The sequence below is a fragment of the Pseudomonas sp. Hz4 genome (assembly GCF_054898165.1).
This window is the reverse complement of sequence record NZ_CM142719.1, coordinates 1,026,426-1,046,985: the sequence shown is the minus strand read 5'-3', so window position 1 is coordinate 1,046,985 and position 20,560 is coordinate 1,026,426. Positions and strand designations below refer to the sequence as shown.

At 56.0% G+C, this 20,560-nt stretch carries 15 protein-coding genes and 2 pseudogenes; 8 read left to right on the top strand and 9 right to left on the bottom strand.

The features are described 5' to 3' along the window. Positions 1 to 3: 3 nt before the first annotated feature. The 3 genes from ACYZTR_RS04635 to ACYZTR_RS04625 form a co-directional block, all read right to left on the bottom strand. Complete coding sequence (locus ACYZTR_RS04635; protein WP_047579485.1) at positions 4 to 273, bottom strand: hypothetical protein; 270 nt, start codon at positions 271 to 273, stop codon at positions 4 to 6. Between the two features lie 240 nt (positions 274 to 513). Then, positions 514 to 1,566 carry an ADP-ribosylglycohydrolase family protein gene (locus ACYZTR_RS04630; RefSeq protein WP_461976823.1) on the bottom strand — a complete coding sequence of 351 codons (1,053 nt, stop codon included), beginning with the start codon at positions 1,564 to 1,566 and terminating at the stop codon, positions 514 to 516. A 10-nt stretch (positions 1,567 to 1,576) separates the two neighbouring features. Beyond that, complete coding sequence (locus tag ACYZTR_RS04625; protein WP_047579489.1) at positions 1,577 to 1,834, bottom strand: hypothetical protein; 258 nt, start codon at positions 1,832 to 1,834, stop codon at positions 1,577 to 1,579. A gap of 119 nt (positions 1,835 to 1,953) precedes the next feature. Between ACYZTR_RS04625 and ACYZTR_RS04620 the strand changes: the two genes are divergently transcribed. Then, positions 1,954 to 2,829, top strand: coding sequence for a WYL domain-containing protein (locus tag ACYZTR_RS04620; protein ID WP_461976821.1), 876 nt, complete (start codon positions 1,954 to 1,956; stop codon positions 2,827 to 2,829). A 140-nt stretch (positions 2,830 to 2,969) separates the two neighbouring features. Here ACYZTR_RS04620 and ACYZTR_RS04615 read toward each other — a convergent pair whose 3' ends face one another. Continuing rightward, positions 2,970 to 6,371, bottom strand: a complete 3,402-nt coding sequence (locus ACYZTR_RS04615; RefSeq protein WP_461976820.1) for a TM0106 family RecB-like putative nuclease — start codon at positions 6,369 to 6,371, stop codon at positions 2,970 to 2,972. Positions 6,372 to 6,434: 63 nt separating this feature from the next. Further along, the gene (locus tag ACYZTR_RS04610; RefSeq protein WP_461976818.1) at positions 6,435 to 7,916 is read right to left on the bottom strand and encodes a hypothetical protein; all 1,482 of its coding nucleotides are present in this window, start codon (positions 7,914 to 7,916) and stop codon (positions 6,435 to 6,437) included. Between the two features lie 376 nt (positions 7,917 to 8,292). Here ACYZTR_RS04610 and ACYZTR_RS04605 point away from each other — a divergent pair, with 376 nt between their 5' ends. Both ACYZTR_RS04605 and ACYZTR_RS04600 read left to right on the top strand, forming a co-directional pair. Continuing rightward, complete coding sequence (locus tag ACYZTR_RS04605; RefSeq protein WP_461976816.1) at positions 8,293 to 9,306, top strand: helix-turn-helix transcriptional regulator; 1,014 nt, start codon at positions 8,293 to 8,295, stop codon at positions 9,304 to 9,306. A 37-nt stretch (positions 9,307 to 9,343) separates the two neighbouring features. Further along, positions 9,344 to 9,994 (top strand): HEPN domain-containing protein, encoded by a 651-nt coding sequence (locus tag ACYZTR_RS04600; RefSeq protein WP_047579498.1) that lies wholly within the window; start codon positions 9,344 to 9,346, stop codon positions 9,992 to 9,994. Between the two features lie 111 nt (positions 9,995 to 10,105). Here ACYZTR_RS04600 and ACYZTR_RS04595 read toward each other — a convergent pair whose 3' ends face one another. The 4 genes and pseudogenes from ACYZTR_RS04595 to ACYZTR_RS04580 all read right to left on the bottom strand — a co-directional run. Further along, on the bottom strand, positions 10,106 to 10,315 hold the full coding sequence (locus ACYZTR_RS04595) for a hypothetical protein (protein ID WP_080290876.1): 210 nt from the start codon (positions 10,313 to 10,315) through the stop codon (positions 10,106 to 10,108). 618 nt (positions 10,316 to 10,933) lie between these two features. Then, the gene (locus ACYZTR_RS04590) at positions 10,934 to 12,907 is read right to left on the bottom strand and encodes a GmrSD restriction endonuclease domain-containing protein (protein WP_461976813.1); all 1,974 of its coding nucleotides are present in this window, start codon (positions 12,905 to 12,907) and stop codon (positions 10,934 to 10,936) included. Then, positions 12,900 to 14,309 (bottom strand): DUF262 domain-containing protein, encoded by a 1,410-nt coding sequence (locus ACYZTR_RS04585; protein WP_461976811.1) that lies wholly within the window; start codon positions 14,307 to 14,309, stop codon positions 12,900 to 12,902. The genes ACYZTR_RS04590 and ACYZTR_RS04585 overlap by 8 nt, the downstream gene beginning before the upstream one ends. A gap of 279 nt (positions 14,310 to 14,588) precedes the next feature. After that, positions 14,589 to 14,947 (bottom strand): annotated as a pseudogene (locus tag ACYZTR_RS04580) (helicase-related protein); the annotation flags it as partial. Between the two features lie 516 nt (positions 14,948 to 15,463). Between ACYZTR_RS04580 and ACYZTR_RS04575 the strand changes: the two are divergent. The 5 genes and pseudogenes from ACYZTR_RS04575 (at position 15,464) to rimJ (ending at position 20,546) form a co-directional block, all read left to right on the top strand. Then, a pseudogene (locus ACYZTR_RS04575) lies at positions 15,464 to 16,725 on the top strand (DUF2252 domain-containing protein). 36 nt (positions 16,726 to 16,761) lie between these two features. Beyond that, entirely contained in the window at positions 16,762 to 17,412 is a 651-nt protein-coding gene (locus tag ACYZTR_RS04570; protein WP_461976809.1) for a hypothetical protein, read from the top strand. Next, positions 17,409 to 18,869 carry an ATPase domain-containing protein gene (locus ACYZTR_RS04565; protein WP_461976807.1) on the top strand — a complete coding sequence of 487 codons (1,461 nt, stop codon included), beginning with the start codon at positions 17,409 to 17,411 and terminating at the stop codon, positions 18,867 to 18,869. The genes ACYZTR_RS04570 and ACYZTR_RS04565 overlap by 4 nt, the downstream gene beginning before the upstream one ends. 9 nt (positions 18,870 to 18,878) lie before the next feature. Next, the gene (locus tag ACYZTR_RS04560) at positions 18,879 to 19,901 is read left to right on the top strand and encodes a sensor histidine kinase (protein WP_461976805.1); all 1,023 of its coding nucleotides are present in this window, start codon (positions 18,879 to 18,881) and stop codon (positions 19,899 to 19,901) included. Positions 19,902 to 19,958: 57 nt separating this feature from the next. Then, positions 19,959 to 20,546, top strand: a complete 588-nt coding sequence (gene rimJ / locus ACYZTR_RS04555; protein WP_461976803.1) for a ribosomal protein S5-alanine N-acetyltransferase — start codon at positions 19,959 to 19,961, stop codon at positions 20,544 to 20,546. The last annotated feature ends 14 nt before the right edge of the window (positions 20,547 to 20,560 follow it).

Sequence of the window (20,560 nt, the reverse complement as noted above, 5' to 3'; positions counted from 1 at the left end):
TTATCACAGCCAACGTTTGCCAATAGAGACGATCAGGTGCAGGCACAACGCTACGCCGACTAACACCGCCATCACTTTGGCTGCCATGAAGAAAAACGCCTGCACGTCCTGGGACAAAAGACCCAGTAACAGCCCCATGCCTGCAATCAGTGCTGCGATAAGGAACAGGCCTAAATAGGGGCGCAGCAATCCCGAGGCGGCACCGCGTTCTATCAGCGATGAGAGCGCTCCAAGCACGATAAAAAACACCACTACGCCCACTACAACGCCCATAAATCACTTCCTGTCATTTAACGTACTCACATCCCCGAGCAGGGCGTTCGATCAGCGCCCTGACGCACTAAAAAAGGCATGCATTGCGCGTGCTAGGCACGTTATGCCATCCCTGGATAATGGCTTATCGACAGCACCCCGGCAATCTTGAGCATCAATGCCTGCAGGTGCCGAACTCCCCAACTGAGTAACGCGGAACATTGCTCGAAGACCTGCTATTTGCGCACGCGCAAGTCTTAATCAGCCCGCGGGATACGCCAATTCAATCTGCTGATCGAACTCTCCGCCAACCCCACAATACTCACGCGGCACGCGCTCAAGATCCTCAGCCACTTGCACAATCACCTCACGCAATTCCAGTTGCTCAAACCAGCGAGCAGGAATAGCCACAGCACCATACTGCGCACCCAACAAGTGCCCGGCGATGAGCCCGGTACTGTCACTATCGCCGCCGTGATTCACCGCTCTGATCACGCCCTCTTCAAACGAGGAGGCTGCCAGGGCGCACCACAACCCGATAGCCAGCGCTTCTTCGGCGACCCATCCGCCACCGAGTTCGCCTATTCGTTGTGGAGTGGGCTGGTAGCCCTCGTAAAAGAAAAAGAGAACACGCTCAATGAGGGTTCGAGTTTCTTCCATACCGGGAACTTGACCGTATTGGGCCAGACTCTGAGTAACCGCATGCTCCAGGCTGTCTTGCTGATCGACAAGGCGCTGGAGAATATCGGCAAACAACCCGGCGGCCAGGTAGCCTGTAGGATTTGCGTGGGTCAGGCGCCCTGACTGGGCAGCGTAGTCAAAGGCGTTTGCAAAGAAGGCGCAGGGCGCAACGCGAACCAGGGCGCCACAACTTTTGCTGTTATTTTCGGCCACAGCCCCTAGCCGCGGACTGGTCTTGAGAGCATCGACGCAGGTAATGCCAGGGGCGCGGCGAGACCAGAGTTCTGGTTGCTTGATTAACCAGCCATCTTCGCTGACCGCAATCGCCGCAGGATAATCCTGGGTCATCAACCAGCGCAGCAACGCATGATGAATAACGCTGGGGACGTGGCAAGGTCCTTGTGAACTGCCGCACACATAAGCCCGCAGCAAGCCCTCCGCGGTGAATAACATCATCTGCGTGTCGTCGCTGATGGCGCCGGCGGTACCGAAAACCGGGGCAAAATCAACGATACCTTGTGGACCGAACTTAGCTTCAATGATTGACCACTCGAGAAACTCCACTGGGGCGCCTAGCGCATCACCGACGGCACCGCCGAGCAGGCAGCCCTTGATCCGTTCAAGTCTGTTCATATCCTTTCCCTTATCCCTCTGCCGGGATCAATTCCTGCAGAATCACCAGCTTTCTTTGCAACTGCTGGACGTGCTCTTTCTCGGCTCGCAACGCCGAACGCAGTTCGCGGTTTTCCATCTCCCAGATCCGCACCCAGCGCGCATTTTTTTTGCAGTCCATAGCCATCTGCCAGAGCTCACGCAATCTCAGACACTGATGCAGCAGCACCAGCAGGATGGCTCCCATCATCAGCAATGCACCCGTCGAAACCACTTCCGACATACTCATGTCCACTTCCTTTGGTGACTTCAATTCATTTTGAAGACAGGGACACGATATGTAGTGTTAAACGACAGGTCTAGAATGTAGACTTATACAGGTAAAGAATTCGCGCACATGGAGAGGATATGAAACGCAAGCAGTCCATCGAACAGGTCCGCTGGGATCTGGCACTTCGCTATCGTTTGATTGAGACCGTTGCCTGGTGGGAGGGCCGGCTGACCACGGGACACTTGATGCAGAGCTTCGGCATCAGCCGTCAACAGGCGTCCAAGGACATCAACACCTACATCACGGAACATGCGCCTAAAAACCTTACATATGACAAAAAAATAAAAGGCTATGTGCCCGGCAAGGCGTTCACGCCACTGTTCATCGACGACAGCGCCAGCGCCTATTTGCACCTGCTTTACCAGAACAACGAACGCGCGCCGCACATCGATGGGCTCGCACTGGCCTACGCCCACACCAAGGTGCTGGAAGTCCCGGATCGTCCGATTCGGCCGGAAATCCTGCGCCCATTGCTGAAGGCCTGTCGCGATGGCCTGCGCCTGGAAACCGAGTACGTATCGCTCAACACACCAAACGTGGAAATTCGACTGATCGCCCCTCACACACTGGTCTACACCGGTATGCGCTGGCATGTGCGGGCTTACTGCGAGAAGAACGGCCAGTACCGCGACTTTGTACTCAGCCGCCTGCGGGGCCAGCCGGATTTGCTCGATGAATCGCAGAACACTCGCGAGCTGGATGAAGACTGGAATACCGAGATTCCCGTCATTTTTGCAGCCGATGGACGGCTGAACGCAGCGCAGAAGTCAATCATCGAAACCGACTTTGGCATGACTGATGGCCAGCTGGTAGTGCCCAGTCGTAGAGCGCTGGTGAAGTATGTATTGCAACGCTATCAGATCGACCCGAGAAATCAGGCCACTAACCCCGAGGCACAGCAAATCGTGGCAACCAACCTCAAGGAGTTGCGTCCCTGGCTCATGAATGACTGACGCGCATCTCCCTTTTCCAATGTGCTTCGTTCATGGTCGAGTGTGGGCTAGCGGTCATTGTGGCCAGTCCACGTTCTGCCAAGCCAGGAACACACTTCGAGCCAGGTTTGCCTGATAGATGTAAAAGCCCCTTGGGATTGCTATGCACGACGAACAGGGGCGCTGGCAACCGTTCCATACCTGACAGCCATGCACAATCCGTTAACCAGGCTCATGTCGTGCGGAGTCAGACAACGAATGGCTGTCAGATCAGAGCTGGCGACAATACATGCCAGTGACTTCGCCCGACTGACGGCCACATTCAAGCGGTTCTTCGAGTACAGAAAACCAATGTCTCGGGGCAGATAATCCTCATTCGAGGTCGCCATCGACACGATGACGATCTCTGCTTCCTGCCCCTGAAACTTATCCACAGTACCGACTCGAGCATCCGCTGGCAGCACTTGTTTCAACAATTGCACTTGCAGGTTATAGGGGGCTACTACCAGGATGTTTTCGATGCAGATCGCGTGCTCGACGCCCTTGTTATCCACATAACGCTGGCGCAAGAAGTATGCGTAAAGGTCTTTGACCCGTGCCGCCTCTTCGTCCGAACTTTGACTGTTGCCATCGTGCTCCACAGAGCAAAACATCAGTCCGCTATTGGGCACTTCCGGTCGCTGGCCATCCAGCACCAATACCCGCTGCTCGGAACCGGGCGCCGAAGAAAGCTGACCTTCGTACACAGCCTGCGAAATGAACGAGCACACGTTGGGGTGCATGCGCCAGGTTTGCGCCAGGAACACTCCGCGATCAGATGCGATAGTGGGTGTGCCATCCAGCAGATAGTCGAGGATGGAATCGCCCGAGCGGCCCGGATGCACGCCTTGCACCGGCTGTGACAATTGCATCTGGTCGCCCATCAGTACGATGTTGCTTGCAACCATACCCATCGTGACCAGGTTCGCCACGCTCACTTGGCCAGCCTCGTCGATAAACAGATAGTCCAGTTGCTCGGTGAAGGCGGGATCGGCAAACAGCCACGCAGTGCCGGCCGTCAAATCAATGTTCGGCCCCCAAGCATCGAGAAACTCGGTTTTGTCCTCGATAGAACGAATGCAGCGGCCAGTAAATTCCGTACCCTCTCCCTCCGTGGACTTTTTCAAACCCTTGAAAATGAATTCCTCCTCTTGCGCACGAGACTCGACAGCCGCCAGCAGGTTATTGATGGCATGGTGCGAATTGGATGTCACGCCTATGCGCTTGCCCGCCTTGAGCAAGTCCACGATGACATGGGAACCGGTATAGGTCTTACCCGCACCCGGCGGTCCTTGAATAAACAGCACGCTGTTATCGAGGTTGCGTACCACTTGCTTGATGGCATCTATCGTCGGCAGACCGGGATCAAGCAGTGGCGCACCAGGCTCAACGTCTTTTACCCGTGGGGCGCGTCGATGCAGGAAGTCTGTAACCGCCTGGAAGCGCTGCTCGCCGGCCAGAAGGCTGTCGGCATAACGGAACAACGCCTTGCGCAGCGAAGTGGACGGGATTGGCTTGCCGGGAATCATGTCGAAGTAATCAGGCGGTGCATTTTTCTCGGTTGCCTTGAATGTCGCCAGACCGTTGTCATGGTCCAGATTAATCAGCTGTGCGCTGGCCACGGACTCGGTGATGATGCCTTGAGAGCCGGTACGCATTTTGGTTTCTTGAGGCTCGAAACTGTACTCATACAGATAAGACCGATTGATCGGTTCCGCGGGTGTTTTTGTACGCTGCAATCCGGCCAGACTCTCGATATCCTCCAGCAGCTCCTCGGTCGTCATGTCCAGACGGCTGAACATCTGCCACCACGTCGGTTTATCTGCGCGGCGGTGGAAGTCGAGTAGCTGGAAAGTGAGCACGGTGACCTGATCCTCGTCACTCATGGCCTCTTCCTCGACTGGCAGGCCACCGAGCAGATGAACGCGATAACTCTCCAGAAGCGTCTCGATTTCCTTTTGCTCTACGACCGACTTCTCGCTTTCGGCCTGAGCCCCGATAAAATCGCCGGAATTTGACGGTTTGATCTTCAGCAGCCAGTTGCGCAAAAGGTACGTGGATAGTACGTCGTCTTCGTTATAGCGCTCGATCTGCTCAAGCAACACTGATTCGCCGGTCTCTTTCCACCGCTCATAAAACACGATGCTCGCGCCAGCATTGGTGACATCGCCGTCGCGCTGAGCCATGTAAAAGTGCTCGATATTCTTGATCGAATAACTGGGCTCCGAAACCCGGATCGCTTCGCGCACAACCTTGTACAGATCGATCAGTTTGCCGTTGCGCAGCAACCAGTCCACTTGTGCTTCACGCGTCCCATGCTGGCTCATCAGGCGCTTGATGGCCGTCTCTTCATAGCTGGCGTAATGGTAAATATGCGCGTTGGGGTAACGCTTGAAATGGCCGATAACCCAGTCGATGAATTGCTCGAAGGCGACCTTTTCTTCTTCTCGGGTATGCGCCCAGAAGGGTTTGAAGGTTTGCTGCCCAGCCTCGTCGATGTATAGACCGAAGAGGTATTCCAGGCCACCCTCCTCCAGCGGATTGCCCTCCATGTCAAAGAACAGATCACCTTCAACCGCCTTGGGCATCCGATGGAAGCCACGCCGCTCACCGGAGACAGGCAGATGTTCGAACAACGGGACATCACTAGAACGCCCCTGGAACTGCAAACGCGCTTGATGCCGCAACTTGCTCAACGACTCTGCCTGCAATTTCGGGATGCGCAGGTCGTTGGTACTGTTCGCCAGCTGGTGCAATGTGGTCACGTCGGCACTCTGTAACTTCTTGATTTGCGAACGACTGATACCCGCTACCGCCGAGAGGTGATCCTCCTGCTGCCGTTGTTCGTCGCAGCGATCACGCCAGGCGCAGAATCCACAATATACGCACGGTTCGGGGTAGGTGACTGGGGGTTCGGCACTGTTCACGAACGCATCGAAACGCTGAAGCACATGCTCCAGATAATCGGCGTAGTCGGCGACCCGAAAGGCCTGTTCGGTACGCGCAGCATCACCGAGTACGACATACATAAACGCTGGCTGTACATCCTGGATCGAGATCAGCATTCGTGAGTAAAGCGCAACCTGCACAAGGAACTTGGCCTTGGCCGTTTTCGCCAGCTTGGTGTCGATCACCTCATAGCTGTGGTCGCCCAGTGCCGACGCCAGCGGCACTTTACGCAGAAAGTCGGCATGACCAATAAAGGCGCCTTCCTGAAGCGACGCCTGGAAGATGATGTCGACACCGGCCTTCATGGCCTGGATGGTCAGTTCCACCCGACGCGCGAAACTCGGATTACCCTGGGCAATGTCGACTACGTTGGCATATTCGCTTTTGAGCCGTTCGAAAAAAGCCGCCTCATGGGCCAAACCCTTGTCCTGTATCAGTCGGTTCTGATCGCTCGCCGCCGCTTTTTCCATGGGCAAGACAAGGTTCTGAAGGTCTAGCGCCGTCAGGTGCTGACACTCGAGAAAACCGCAGATATCTGAGGCGGAGTACAGCTGAATTCCGTTTCGGGTTTGCATGGTCGCTTCCGGTCCGGTGAAGCGACCAGGATCGCTTCACGCTGGTTCAATGTCGTATGGGAGTCAGGCGTCGAGCGAGCATTCGCAGAAAAATTGCTCGAACAAAGTCGTCGGCATATGTTGTTCATTCAGCAAACCGAAGTGCTTGCCCACGTTACGCCCCAATGCCATCAGTGTCCTTGCAGAGTTCTCGGTACCTGCATATCCGGCGCTGATGATGTAGTCGATGCGCTCTTTCTCGGTCGTCGCACGCAGATACGCATTGCCCGTGATCAACACATCCACCAAACAGACACTTACCCGTTCATCACCCAGAGAGAATGGCTCCAATGTCTCGGTGGCCAGTGCCGCACACAATCCATCCTTGCCACCAGCTACGATTCGCTCCAGCTCTTCGAGCGGCCGACCGAACAAGTCGAATTCCTGGATCGTAAACGGGAAACAGTAGCCCAGGGCAGTAGCACGCTTGAGAGATTGATCATCGTTTCGGTCGGCCATCAGCCAGGCAACGAAGGACGCTTTACTGTCGAGTGCGCCGCTGTGACGGAAGGCCAGATAGTCGTTGAGGACCTGACTGAATGGGTGCCCCGTAGGTACCCAACCATTGCCGTCACTTTCCCGCGTCTTCACCTCGATCTCCGGCAATGCTGTGTTCGGATCAGTCGCCAGCATCGCACCGAAGCACCGCAGGTCGTAGCCGAGCATAAACAGACTGGCCTCGAAGGCGTGGCAACGCGCAGGCAGCGTCCCTTGCTCGGCGAACCACTTGGTACGTTCAAGCAGGTCCCGAATAATCCAGCCCAATCGCACTTGCCAGCGTGCCCATTCTGCATAATCGATCGCCGAAAACTGCGGCGCCGCCAGCCCGTTCAAGAAAGCTCCTGGGTTGCGAATCTGGCTGCCGCGAGCGGCCCCGGACGGGAATGCGAGCAAAGGTTTGCCTCCTCCCAACCATTGTTGACGAAACATCGAATACAACATGGCAATCGCAGCGCCTACGCGACTGTCATAAATGGGGGATCCCGAGATATCCAACAAGGCGTGAATCTTGGTCAGGCCAGCATCGAAACGCTCGACGCTAATCGTATCGAGATCATCAAGATCATTGCCACCGTCAAGCGACACAAGTACGGCCATCTTTTTCAAATAACGCGACAACTCGTTTTTTGCGGCCAAACGATGCAAAAAGGGAATGGCTCCCCGCACACCACCCCAACAAAGGATTTGCAAGCATGCCTGCAAAGCTTGTTGTTCATCGCCCGCGTTGACTGCGCTCGTCAGCCACTCGCGAAGCTGCCCGAGAGAGCACCGGGTTTCAGGCCAGGTTTGTGAATCCACCGGGCTTGGGTGGGTGTCCAGCCAGCTTGCCTTCCAGCGATAGTGCTCAAGGATCTGCTCGAACCCCTGGACATCAGTCACCAAACCGCCAGGTACGAACTTGCTGGACTTGAAACGCAGCTTGAACGTGAGCGCCGGCAAATTCGCTTCCAGCCATGCAATGAAAGACTGAACTTCAGGTTGATTCAGGAACTGTTTGCGCTTCATCCCGCCGCCTTCCAGATAGTGTCTAAAGGCCACACCCTAAGCAAAAGACCAAGCTACGTCCACGTTGTTTGTTCATACAGGTAAACAAACGGAACAAGTCCGGAGCCCCGGATAGACACTATTCCTTTGCGCGCAGAGTTTGCCGCGTCCATATGTAAAGAATTCAGGCACACCCATCAATTCAGTCGACATCCATTGTTCCTCACTCGGCGACAAGGTGTGCCGCGCATGAGTGCAATGTGCTTCATCCAAAGGTAAAGGCAGAGGCTCCCCGGACATTGAGATGACTTTTTTGCCTCGAACCTATGGCTAGTTGATATTACTCACGCTTGACGCCATGCTCTGCGGTTCGTGAGCCAGAGTAAGGAAACCAGCGTTGCCCACGCACTCCACCCGCACAACCATCTCCCGCCAATGGGAAATGCTCAAACTGCTTCCAAATCGTGCCCCAGGCCTGACCGCCGCCGAACTCCACCAACAGTTGGAAGAGGCCGGCCATCGCACGACAAAACGTACGGTTGAGCGAGACCTCAACGAACTGTCGAGCCTGTTTCCATTGCACTGCAACGATAAAGGCACGCCTTATGGTTGGTACTGGCAACCTGGACGCTCCATCGACCTGCCTGGAATCACGGTGGGAGAAGCGCTGACCCTGCGTTTGGTGGAGGACAGCATTCGCCCATTGGTACCAGGGCTGATGCTCAAGAGCCTTGAATCTCGCTTCAGTCAAGCGCGACAAAAGCTCACGGCTCTTGGTGAGGAAAGCGCTTCGGCGCGCTGGGTCGACAAGGTCGCCAGCGTACAACCGGCACTGAACTTGATTGCCCCGGAAATCAATGCAGAGCATCTGGACCAGTTGCATCGAGCACTGCTCGAAGACTTGCAACTGCACTGCCAGTACCGGTCGGCGAATAAAAATCGCGTGCATGAACTCACGCTCAGTCCACTGGGTTTGGTGCAGCGCGGACAGATCACCTACCTGGTCGCCTGCGCCGAGGTCTTCGACGACGTTCGACTGTACGCAGCCCATCGCTTCGAAGCCGTCACCCTTATCAGTCAGCCCGGCCGAAGACCCGCGGACTTCAAGCTATCCGATTACGTCCGGAGTGGTGCCATGCAGTTTGGCGAAGGCCAGATGATCCAGTTACGCGCATGGGTCGACCCTACTCTCGCCAAACGCCTTCGCGAGACGCCCCTGTCGGAGGATATGAAACTGATTGATCAACCGGACGGTGCTCTCTTGACCGCCACGATAAACAACAGCTGGGAGCTGAAATGGTGGTTGCTGTCACAAGCTGGCGCCATCCGTATCGACGAGCCAAAGACTCTACGCCAGGCCTTGATCGACAGTCAGCGCCAAAGCCTGGCACTGCACGACACCACGATCTGAACGACAACCATCTATCTGTCTTAATGAGTCAGCCCTCATGGATTACCCCACCCTTAAGGCGCGTCACCGCCTTGAACGCGACACTCACCACGTCAATCTCACCTTGCGTGTACACCGCTCCTTGAGCTGGCTGCAGCGGGCAGAGCAGGCAGACGACGCCGACGGCCGTTTCGTCTTCTTGTGGATTGCCTTCAACGCGGCCTATGCGACTGACATCGATGAGAACTATCGACTTTCGGAGCAGGAAACCTTCCGCGCCTTTCTTCGCAAGCTGTGCGACCTGGACCAGGGGCGGCAGATTGAGAAATTGGTGTGGTCTGAATTTTCCGGAAGCATTCGCGTGCTGTTGGACAATCAGTACGTTTTTCAGAGTTTCTGGGATTACCAGAATGGCAAGATTAGCGAACAGCAATGGACCGAGCGTTTTGCCGATGGCCGACGCAGAGCACAGGCGGCGCTGGCTCAACGCGATACTGCTGAAGTACTCGCGGTGCTGTTCAACCGAATCTACACCTTGCGCAATCAGATCATGCACGGCGGTGCGACCTGTGACAGCAGCGTCAATCGACCTCAGCTGCGTGACTGCAGCAGCCTGCTCGGCAAGCTGGTCCCGTTGATCATTGAGTTGATGCTTGATAATCCGGACACCCTTTGGGGAGATGCCTGCTACCCGGTGGTGCAGGTCTGACGCCCTCAGTCAGTACCACTGATTGCCGCATCCATCTAACAAGGGAAGCACCGCTTTCCTGTCAAAGTGTTGCGACAAGCTGGATCAATCGTTGACGCTCTGCCTGGAGAGCTAATGCACACTGCCCAAGCCTTGGGCCTCAAGGATCATGCGGTCGAGCATTGCGAGCATGTCATCGACATCAATTTCCTGGAAACAGCCGTTCTGCTCCTGTTCGAGGATCATGGCGGCGAATTCCTCGCTGTACTCGACCTCACCCTCTGGTTCCACTTCCGAGGGTGATGGGGTGTCCGGGTAACCTTCAGCTTGATCTTTACACATCGCAAACCTCGCACTGAATGAGACGTTAGCTAAACGGTCGCGCCAGCTTGGCCTTGAAGATTTCTAGCCCCGTCGCAGGTCGGACATCCAGGTCGACATGCTGGCAAGCAGGGCAAGCTGAAAACCAGTCTTTGCCCTCACGCAGCGCATCGCTGGGTGGCACAGTTGTTTTATGCCAATGGCATTGGGGGCAGGTGAATGTGAAGGGATGTGGTGGCCAGGGCATTAGAGAACAACCTGCTGGTGGTGAAAAAAACGCGGTCGACAGTGCCGCAGTTGTCAGGCCGATTCAGCCGCTCGTTTTTCCAGCTCTTGTTTCATCTCCATGTATTCACGGAAGAACTCGTAGCCTTTCTTGGCGACGACGATGACGCCAACAATTGCGAACAGATTTTTCATGGTGCGGCCTCTCGGGGTTACAGATCTCAGTGGCTCGGGTCGATGAAAACCATCGTTTTTCCTATTGATGAAACAAGCATGAGGGGCCTTCGCGACAGGGAGTGTCGTGAACGGTTGAGCCGACAGTTTTCGCTGAGAACCGCATCCTGGGCCTGAGCGCCATTCCGGATGCGGTGTTCAGAGCGAGGTTCTTGAGTAACCAGATGCATCCTGCAGGGTTTACTCGGTTTCGTGTTTAGTGGCGAGGCTCCTGAGCAACACGTTATTCATGTGTTGGGAATGTGTGCATATAGCACCGGCTTCCCAAGGCTCTGCTTCCATCATCAGATACTGCTTAACACTGTCGATGGTGTTGTTCTTATAAAACTCTTTCTTCGCCGTGGGCATGAAATTACTCAGGCGTGAGTTCTTGTCATGGCTGATCAGGCAGAGATTGCCGAACGAATTCAGCGTGCCAGCGTCGAGCTGAACTTGTCCGTCTAATGGATGCTGCGGGTAGTAATGCTCTACCGAACTACGGAAAGTGAATTCATAGGATTTAACCGGCTCGCTTGCGCCGTGCTCAAGCCAAAGCAGGTAGTCCAGAAAGTTGAACACCAGGTTGTTTTCGATGTTGCCAAACGTCAATCTGGACTCAATTTTCTCCGCGGTAATGCTTTCGCGACGTGTCTGACATCCACCCTTGTTCTGATAAATGATCGCGTAGTAATCCAGGCCTGTCTCTGGAGCGAGAAATCGGTCAAAGACAAACGCCTTGGCGACCGACTCCATGTGCTGAAGATAAGCTTGAGCGTCAATCTGATCAGCATGAAACAGGTGATGCAGCGCCGCATTCAGCCAGTGTTTGTAGACCAGCGTTGGCGTAGAAACATGAAATGCCGACAGCAGCATCAGAATGCGACGGTTGATGCCTTCATTACCGTCCTCTTCGCCGAAGGTATTCACATAACTTCCTCGACCAGCGCGGCTGCGTTCACCGCCCTCATTCCACTTGAAGCGTTTGAAGCTCCAGCCATCAGCGCCCTTGATGAACTCGCGCTTGATTACATACTGGTCAAACAGATACTTGCAGCGCAGCAGGCTGAAGGTAAAACGCTTCACCGCGGCCACTGGGTCGGGTTGTTTTAATACGTACTCTTCAAAGGTGTCGAGCAGGCGCTTGTCATCCAGAGGGATGTCCGCTTGGATATCGACGCGCAGCACATGCAACAGGAAGTTCGGGAAGTTGATAATCGTGTTGAAACGCTCTGGCGAGTCCTCACTTGGCTCATCCTGCTTCGCAGCGACTGGTGCCTTGACAATGATCTGATCAAGGGTCAAGCGATTGTCCTGCTGGGCAGCCACCTCTTGCGTACTGTGCAACGCAGCCCGAAGCGAATCGAAGTCAGCGAGTTCAAATTGTCCCCAGTTTTTTTCGCCAAAAATGCTGCCTCGCTGGCCAGGCGTGAAGCCCATTTGCACATAGCGCTCCATGTTGGCGCAGGCTTCCCATACTGCGTGCAAGCAATTCTGACTCTGCTCGCAACCCTGCAACTTCTCCATCATCCGCGCCTTGAGCACTTCGTGCTTTTCCAGCTGCTCACCGCGGTTGTTCATAATCTCGAAGTAATGGTTCAGGTCCGTATCAGCCGGTACCTTTACCCGCATGATTTGTACGTAGTCAAACAAGTAGTCGGCGAATTGCTGAGGCGAAATTCCCTTCTCCTTCAGCTTCTGAGGCAAGACTTTCTGGATCAGCCGATAGCCATTGAGGATGCCGGTATTGATCTGCCTCTCGACTAATAACTCGGCAGGATCGTCGTTGAACTTCCCCTCGAAGATGGCCGCAAAGGTCGCGCGCGAATTCTCGCGGCTGTCAAAGTGAATGCTCAAAGTCGAATACCAGGCGAGATCCACCAACCGGGTGTTTTTCAGATACGACGTCAACAACGACAGGGTCGTCAACCGCTGTTGGCCGTCAATGGTTTCAAACACCGGGGTTTTGCTATCCGGGCGCTCATACACCACTAGAGTGCCAATGTAGTAATTGCGCGCTTTATCAGAGGTCGTTGGCAGGTAGTCGATCACGTCCTGAATGAGCTGAGTGACCTCACCCTCCTCCCAGGCGTAATTACGCTGATACATCGGGATAACATACTCAACGCTACCGCTCAGCAGCGCCTTGATGGAAAGCTGGCTGATTTCATTACTCATAATATTTCATCGCCTTGAACAGAGCCTCGATCTCACCGGTCCTGGTTGACTTCGTACCGCTCAATACCGCCAGGCTGCAGTTTATAAAGTCGCAAGGACGTGTGGCTTCCTTGATCAACCTGAAGAGATTGTTCTCCAGCACATGGTTATCCATGCTTGCCAGCTGCACTACCTGCATTTTCAGGCGCAGGCTATAGGCCCAGACGAAAACCTTTTCGATGGCGCGGGAGATATCCGCGTGACCAAACTTGTCGATGTAACAGATCAACAGGCAATCGAACATCGCCCGTACATAACAATCGCCGGTTCGGGTTCTTGCCGGGTAAGTATTGAGGGTATCCATGATAGTTTTCGCATAGCCATCGAGCCCCTCAGTCCCCGCCAGTTCATGCCCGTTCCAGGACTCGGCGCTGATCCGCGCCACTTTGCTCTGGTAGTGGCTGATCAGCTCAAAAAAGCGCCGGCCATTGATGATGATCTGATCCAGATGGAAGGGAAAACCGAGCTCGCGCGAGTCGATCTTGCGCTCGTACTGCCCGTTGTAGTTATCGACAAAATGGTGAGCGATGCGCAGTTGCTCCACATAGGGATAGCTGGCCACCGTGTCGATGTTCACGCCCTTGAATAAGTCGCTGTCATCTTTGCTGAAGTAACGAGCCGAAACCCCTTTCGACCAGTTGCGGATGCGGTATAGGTACTGGGAGAACAGTGTGGCCAACTCCTTGGAGTCGCTGTTCTCCCAACGCGCTACAGTTGCCGCCTTCAATGGCTCGTCATGCGGACCGAACTCACGCAGATGATAAGCCTTGAGCAAATCATGAGGCTCCAGGTCCCGGCCCCGCGCATTCTGCGAGTCGAAGAATTGGAAAGCTTCCGACACATCGTTCAAGGCCACGGCCACGACCTGGCACTTGTTCAGGAAGAAGTCGATATGCACCTCGGTGAAGTCCGCGCGGGAAACGATGCGGGCCACCTCAAGGTAATTGTTGTGGATGTTCTTCTGCGAGATCTCGCTGCTAAAGCTTGGATTCACCATCGCTTGCTCAAGGTTTAGCAGGCGCTCTTGCAGGTCTTTGCGTTCGAGCTTTTTTTCTTTGTTACGCTGAATCAACGCACGGGCCGCCAGCAGCAGGCTGACAGTCCGCTGCTGGCCATCGACGATGTTCCTTGTCCCACCCTCTTGATGAAAAACGATAGTGCCCAATCGGTAGGCGGACTTGTCCTTGTGGATGGCGATATCGGAGAACAGTTGGTTGATGTTCTTCCCGGTCCACTTGTAAGGACGCTGGTACTGGGGAACATCCAGCGCAGAATCCATAAGCAGTTCATAGACACTGACGATCTTGCTGGACAGTTCAGTGGGTTGCGGCAGGTGAATCGCTTCCGTGCTCAGATTGGTCATAGCAGTCGGGTTCTTCCGGTTAGGAGTTCTTGCATCATGCCTTGCTCAGGAGAGCGGGTTGTGGGCGGCAGACTCGGATGCCGCGCACAGTAAGCCGCTGAGCTTTCGGCGCCAATACTGGACGTGTGCACAGGTAAGCAATCCGCTCACAGGATGTTGGCACTAATCCACCAGGCAAGCGCCACTTGGCTGGTTTTTGCCTATTTGCAAACCCGAGCAGGAACTTACCTGTACTTATATTTGACATATCGCCGAGCAACGTTTTCCTGCAAGTCGGGCTCAGCGTGTTTTCAGCAGCGCCTCAAAGTCCGAAGCCTGAATATCCGAAACCCCACTCAACATGTCCCGGGCCAACGCCCGCCGCTTACTCAGCAACTCATCGGGTGTCGCTTTGAACGTCGGCATCTGCGCATCCCGAACCGTCGGGTAGTACACATAGACATCCTTCTCCTGCCCAATCCGATAAACCCTGTCAGTTGCTTGATCTTCCTTGGCCGGGGTCCAGCAACGGGTGAAGTGAATGACGTGGTTGGCTGCCTGCACGTCACCCCAAACCTGACAGCGATAGTCGACAGAATGATAACTGCGAAACCCGGCAGCTCCGGGAATTGGTTGATCAGCCGCTGCTGGCTATGGGACCGATGTCATTCATCGGTGGCTATTTCAAAGCATCCTTGATGAAGTGGTATTCCAATGGGTATTCCAGAAATAAAACTAATCGATTATTTTCTATAAAATTCAAATAGATATGCGATCAATTCAAATTACCCCGGCTCCACCATTTGAAACACCAACGAAGCCCGCCCAGTGCGGGTTTCGCTGCATCTGGGGTTCGACAATCCATGCCCCTCCGCCCTCCCTGTGGGAGCGGATTTGTCCGCGAAGAGACCAGCCCTACCAATGCAAAAATCCCCAGCGGCCACAGAAGCCACTGTCGCCGCATGGTGGGGCGGCGCAGATGCAAGTTTCGGCGGCCTAACGAAACGAGCATCGGAGGTCGATGCTGCACCCTCCAATAAAAAAGGCCCTGAGGAGACCATCGCAGGTGCCTTTTTTTCGCCCTATGGTCAATGCCCAAACACTTCGGATCAAGACACGAAGCCCTTCTACACTCATCTCTGAAACATCCGAAAAACACCCCCAAAACAAGCCCCATAACCACCCTCGAAGACCGTTTGAAGCAAGGCAAGGACGCTCGCAAGAATTGCTCTCGCAGTTCGCAGGCGTCTATGGGGAAGATAAATCGTGACCCGCTGCCGCTGATCAAATCGTCCAGTGAAGGCCGGATCAAGTCGCTGGTCGAGTTGCGCTACGGGCGCATGCTGGTGTCGCCGGTCACCTTCTATCGCGGCAACCCGCTGCTGCAAGCTCACGACTTGGCCGGTACATCCTGGTGGCAAGTTTCGTGGTGGCAGCGCGCGATCAGCTCCATGGCGACACGGTCGAAGAAACGGCCTGCCGCCAGGTGGTCGGCGCCTACCAACAGACCATGCTCGAGTGCGCCGAACAAAGCGCCCTGGGAAACTGGTACGAGTCCATCAGTTACGACCACCTGCGGCAGCAGGCGAGCAAAGCGCCCCTGGAGCATGTAGAGCGCTCCATCGAAAAAGCCGAACGCCGCACCCATGCCAAACTGCTGCCGAAAATCAGTACACGTGACGCACATGGCCGACTGATCATTAGCGATGATCTGCCGGAAATTTTCCATTTACACAAAAACACCACGCTGCTGGATGCCGACGACGACTGGCCGCGCCTGTCGGACTGGCGGCCGCTTTACGACGCGTTCATGCGCGACTATCCCGGCACGCTGCAAGCCGACCGCCGCGAGCTGTTGTCGCGTTTTCATGCCCACGACATGGCGTTCAAGGTGGTCGGTGTGGGCAGTGTCGGCACTCGTTGTCTGGTCGCGCTGTTGACCGATGATCAGGAGAACCCGCTGTTCCTGCAATTCAAGGAGGCACGTCGCTCGGTGCTCGCCGGTTTCGTGAAGACCAAGTCGCGTGTGCGGCATAACGGTCAGCGCGTGGTCGATGGACAGCGGTTGATGCAAGCGGCCAGTGACCTGTTTCTCGGCTGGACCACCGGTCCCAGCGGTCGACACTTCAATGTGCGTCAGTTGCGCGACATGAAAGTCTCGGCTGAGCTCGAGACGTTCGACGCGGACCCCTTCGCCGCCTACGGACGCGTTTGTGGCCGCGCTCTGGCCCGCGCCCATGCCAAATCGTCCGGCCACGCCGCGCAGATCAGCGGCTACATCGGCAAGGGCGATGCGCTGGCCGACGCGCTATTCAAGTACGCGCAAAGCTACACCGCGCAGAATCAGCGCGACTTCGAACAATTCCAGCAGGCCTGCCGCAAGGGCCGTTTGCGGGCGCGCTCGGAAGCGGACTTTGCGGCTGATCATTTGCCTTAGGCGTGTGTCAGAGCGTGAAGCGGCGAACTCATCGACATGAATTTTTCTTCACCCCACAACCTCTCACCAACGGGTACATTGCGCTCGCTCATTCAAGAAATTACGGTTTGCCCGCCCCTCCCGCGGGCTTTTTTTTGCCTGCTGCTTTTTTTCATCGATGTTCAGGCCCTCCCGCAACCCTCTGAGGCAAATCACTCGCAACGACCCCATAGGGTGTACCATCAGGCTCTGTCCATCAGATATCAGTTAGCTATGTCCACGCTAAGCGAAGAGAGCCGCCAGATCGTAGCTTCTCTGGCGCACCGTGTTGGCCCCAACGCTGACATCGCAAGGATCGCCCAGGCGATCATTTCGACCTTGCGGGATATGGATGTAGCCCTCACGCCCATCATCGGCCACCAAGGGGTTGCAGCGCTTTATCGCCGCAGCCTCCGCCTGTGCGCCTCCACTCATCCGCGTCTGGCCCGCACCTATGACAGTTTGCCGTCCGGCATGGATTTGACTGCCCTCAAGTCCGTAATCGTTGAGCAAAGCGACGCCGATGCGCTGTTTTTCGGTGAAGTGTTGCTGACTACCTTTTACGAGCTGCTGACCACGCTCATCGGGCCCTCGCTCACCGAACGTTTGCTTCGTGACAGGTGGGAACCTTCTTTGAGCGACACCCCTTCGCAGGAAATTTCGCCATGAGCACCAAAGTGACTATCAACCGTCTGGCCACCGGCGTGCCAGGACTGGACGAGGTGCTGGGCGGTGGATTGCCGGAGTTTTCGTTCAACCTGATCGCCGGCCCGCCTGGCTGTGGCAAAACCACCCTGGCGCATCAGATGATGTTCGCCCTGGCAACACCTGAGCGCCCGGCGCTGTTCTTTACCGTACTGGGCGAGCCGCCGCTGAAGATGCTGCGTTATCAGCAGCAATTCGATTTTTTCGACAGCGAAGCGATCAACCAGTCGATCCGCTACATCAACCTGGCGGACGACACCCTTGCCGGGAATCTGGACGAAGTGCTGCGGCGCATCGTCAGCGAGGTGGAGGCTCACTCCCCGTCACTGGTGTTTGTCGACTCGTTCCGTTCGGTGGTGCTGGCGAGCCAGACCCAGGACAACCCCAACAACAACCTGCCGCAGTTCGTTCAGCAATTGGGCATGTTGATGACCACTTGGCAGGCGACGACCTTCCTGATTGGCGAATATTTCACCGAAACCGACACCAACCCGATTTTCACCGTGGCCGACGGCCTGATCTGGCTGCGCCAGAGCGTTCAGAGCAACTCCATGGTGCGCAAGATGGAAATCATGAAGATGCGCGGCCAGCCAACGCTGCCAGGGCTGCACACCTTCCGCATCTCGACGTCGGGGATCAAGGTCTTTGCGCCTGCGGTACTCAACCCGGTTGAAGCTCCCCCGGAGTTCCCCATCAAGCGCCTGAAAATGGGCGTGCCACAGCTCGACGAGATGCTTGGCGGCGGCCTGCCCCGTGGTTATTCCTTGCTGGTGGCCGGGCCGTCGGGCTCGGGTAAAAGCATTCTGGCGGGGACCTTCCTCGCCGAAGGCGCGCGCAATGGTGAAACCGGTGTGATCGCGGTATTTGAACAAAGGCCTAATCACTACCAGAACGCCACCCTTTCGGCCCTGATCGAGAGCGGACAGGTCGGTCTGGTGGACAGCCGCGCCCTGGACCTGTCCATCGATGAAATCGTGCATTTGCTGTTGAGCGAAATCACCCGATTGAAAGCGACCCGCGTAGTCATCGATTCGCTGTCAGGTTTCGAACTGGCGCTCGCACCGACCTTCCGCAAAGACTTTCGCGAGTCGCTGTCGCGCATGGTCACTGCTTTGACGAGCGCCGGGGTCAGCGTGTTGATGACCTCAGAGCTGGAAGACCGCTACACCGACCTGCGCTTCAGCCCTTACGGCACGGCATTTCTCACCGACGCAATCATCGTTCAGCGCTACATTGAAGTGCAGAGCCGTTTGCTGCGCATCATGGCCGTGGTCAAGGTGCGGGCCAGCGCCCATTCCGATGAGTTGCGCCAGTACCACATCGACAATAAAGGTTTGCAGATCGGCGAGATGTTACCGGAGCAGGAAGGTTTGCTTGGGGGTCGGCCAACCCAACGGTTCCTTGGAAACGACAATGCGTGATTCAAGGTCATGAGCACGGCCGATAGCAAGAACGAAGAAGCGAAGGCCACTGCCGCTCGCGAACTTTTCCTGCTCGGCCAGAAAACTGTCGAGGCACGGGCGGTGCTGGCGGCGCTGCAAAAAGAATTGAGCGAAGCCAACACCCGGCTGGTCGATAGCCAGCAGGTCGAGCAACTGATCGAGGCCAATCAGCAATTGGTGCTGGCGATTTTGCTGGCGCAGTCCGAAGCAGAAAAACCAAAACGCACGCAAGAAGAACAACGACTGTTCCTGGAGATGCGCGAAGCCAACGCGCAATTGGTGATCGCAGCCCTGAGCGCGCAAGACCTGCAAGCCTCAGCCGAACATACCCTCGAACAACAACGCAACATTCTCACCCTGGTGGCTCACGAACTGCGCAATCCGCTGACACCCATCAGCATGATCGCCGGGCGCCTAGTGCGCGTCCCCAGCGAGGAACTGCCGCGCATGCAGGCACTGATCGAAAGCCAGGTGCAACACATGTCGCGACTGGTGGACGATTTGCTCGACGTCTCCCGCGCCAGCACCGGCAAGTGGCGCCTCGATTGCCACATCGTGGACATGGTGCAGATCATCCATCAGACCATCGACGTATGCAGCCCGGTGATGACCGCTCACCATTTGCACTTCACCGCTGAATTGCCCGAGTGCGCGTTGGCGGTAAACGGTGACCCGATACGCCTCACGCAGATTCTCGGCAACCTGCTGGGCAACGCGGCCAAATACACGCCATCGGGCGGCAATGTCACGCTGTCGGTCACCGTTGAAGCGGACGTGCTGCAGATGCGCATTTGCGATGACGGCATCGGTATTTCCGCCAAGGCGCTGCCGTTTATCTTCGAGCCGTTTGTGCAGGATGCTCACGCGATCGGCTTCAACGGTGCAGGCCTGGGTATTGGCCTGACGGTGGTTCGCGAGCTGGTCGAAGCCCATGGCGGCACGGTCATCGGGATGAGCGACGGTGACGGCAGCGGCAGTACCTTTATCGTGACGTTACCGCTGGCGGTTTGAGTTTTTCCGCAGGCCACCTAATGCTTGCGCGACGATCCTCGCGAACCGGAGCGCCCTATGCCGCTGTTGTCCCTGCCCTGTAAACGCTTGACGCTGGCGGTGCTCGCCCCTGAACAGGCGACGCTGGAAAGCGACTTCTACCGACGCAACCAGAGGCATCTCGCCCGGTGGTCGCCGATTCGCCCTGCCGATTACCACAGCCCTGAACACATCCGCCCGCGCCTGGAGGTCCAAGCGAGTGCTTTCCAGGCCGGCCTGGCGGTGCATTTCGCGCTGCTGAATCCGGACAACGGCCAAATGATCGGCGCCTGCAACTTCAGCGGCATCACTCGCGGAGCTTTTCAGGCCTGCTATCTCGGTTACCACATCGACGAATCTCATCAGGGCCAGGGCTTGATGCAGGAAGCACTGGAAGCGGGAATCGGCTACATGTTCGATGAGCAGAAATTGCACCGGGTCATGGCCAATTACATCCCTGGCAACGAACGCAGTGCGCGGTTGCTGGAGCATCTGGGATTTGAACGTGAGGGCTACGCCAAGGCCTACCTGAGTATCGCCGGGCGCTGGCAGGATCATGTGTTGACGGCGTTGATCAATGATCGCTTTGAAGCACCGGAACAGCGCTGGTCCAGACGTCTCTCGTAATACATCGTCTGCCG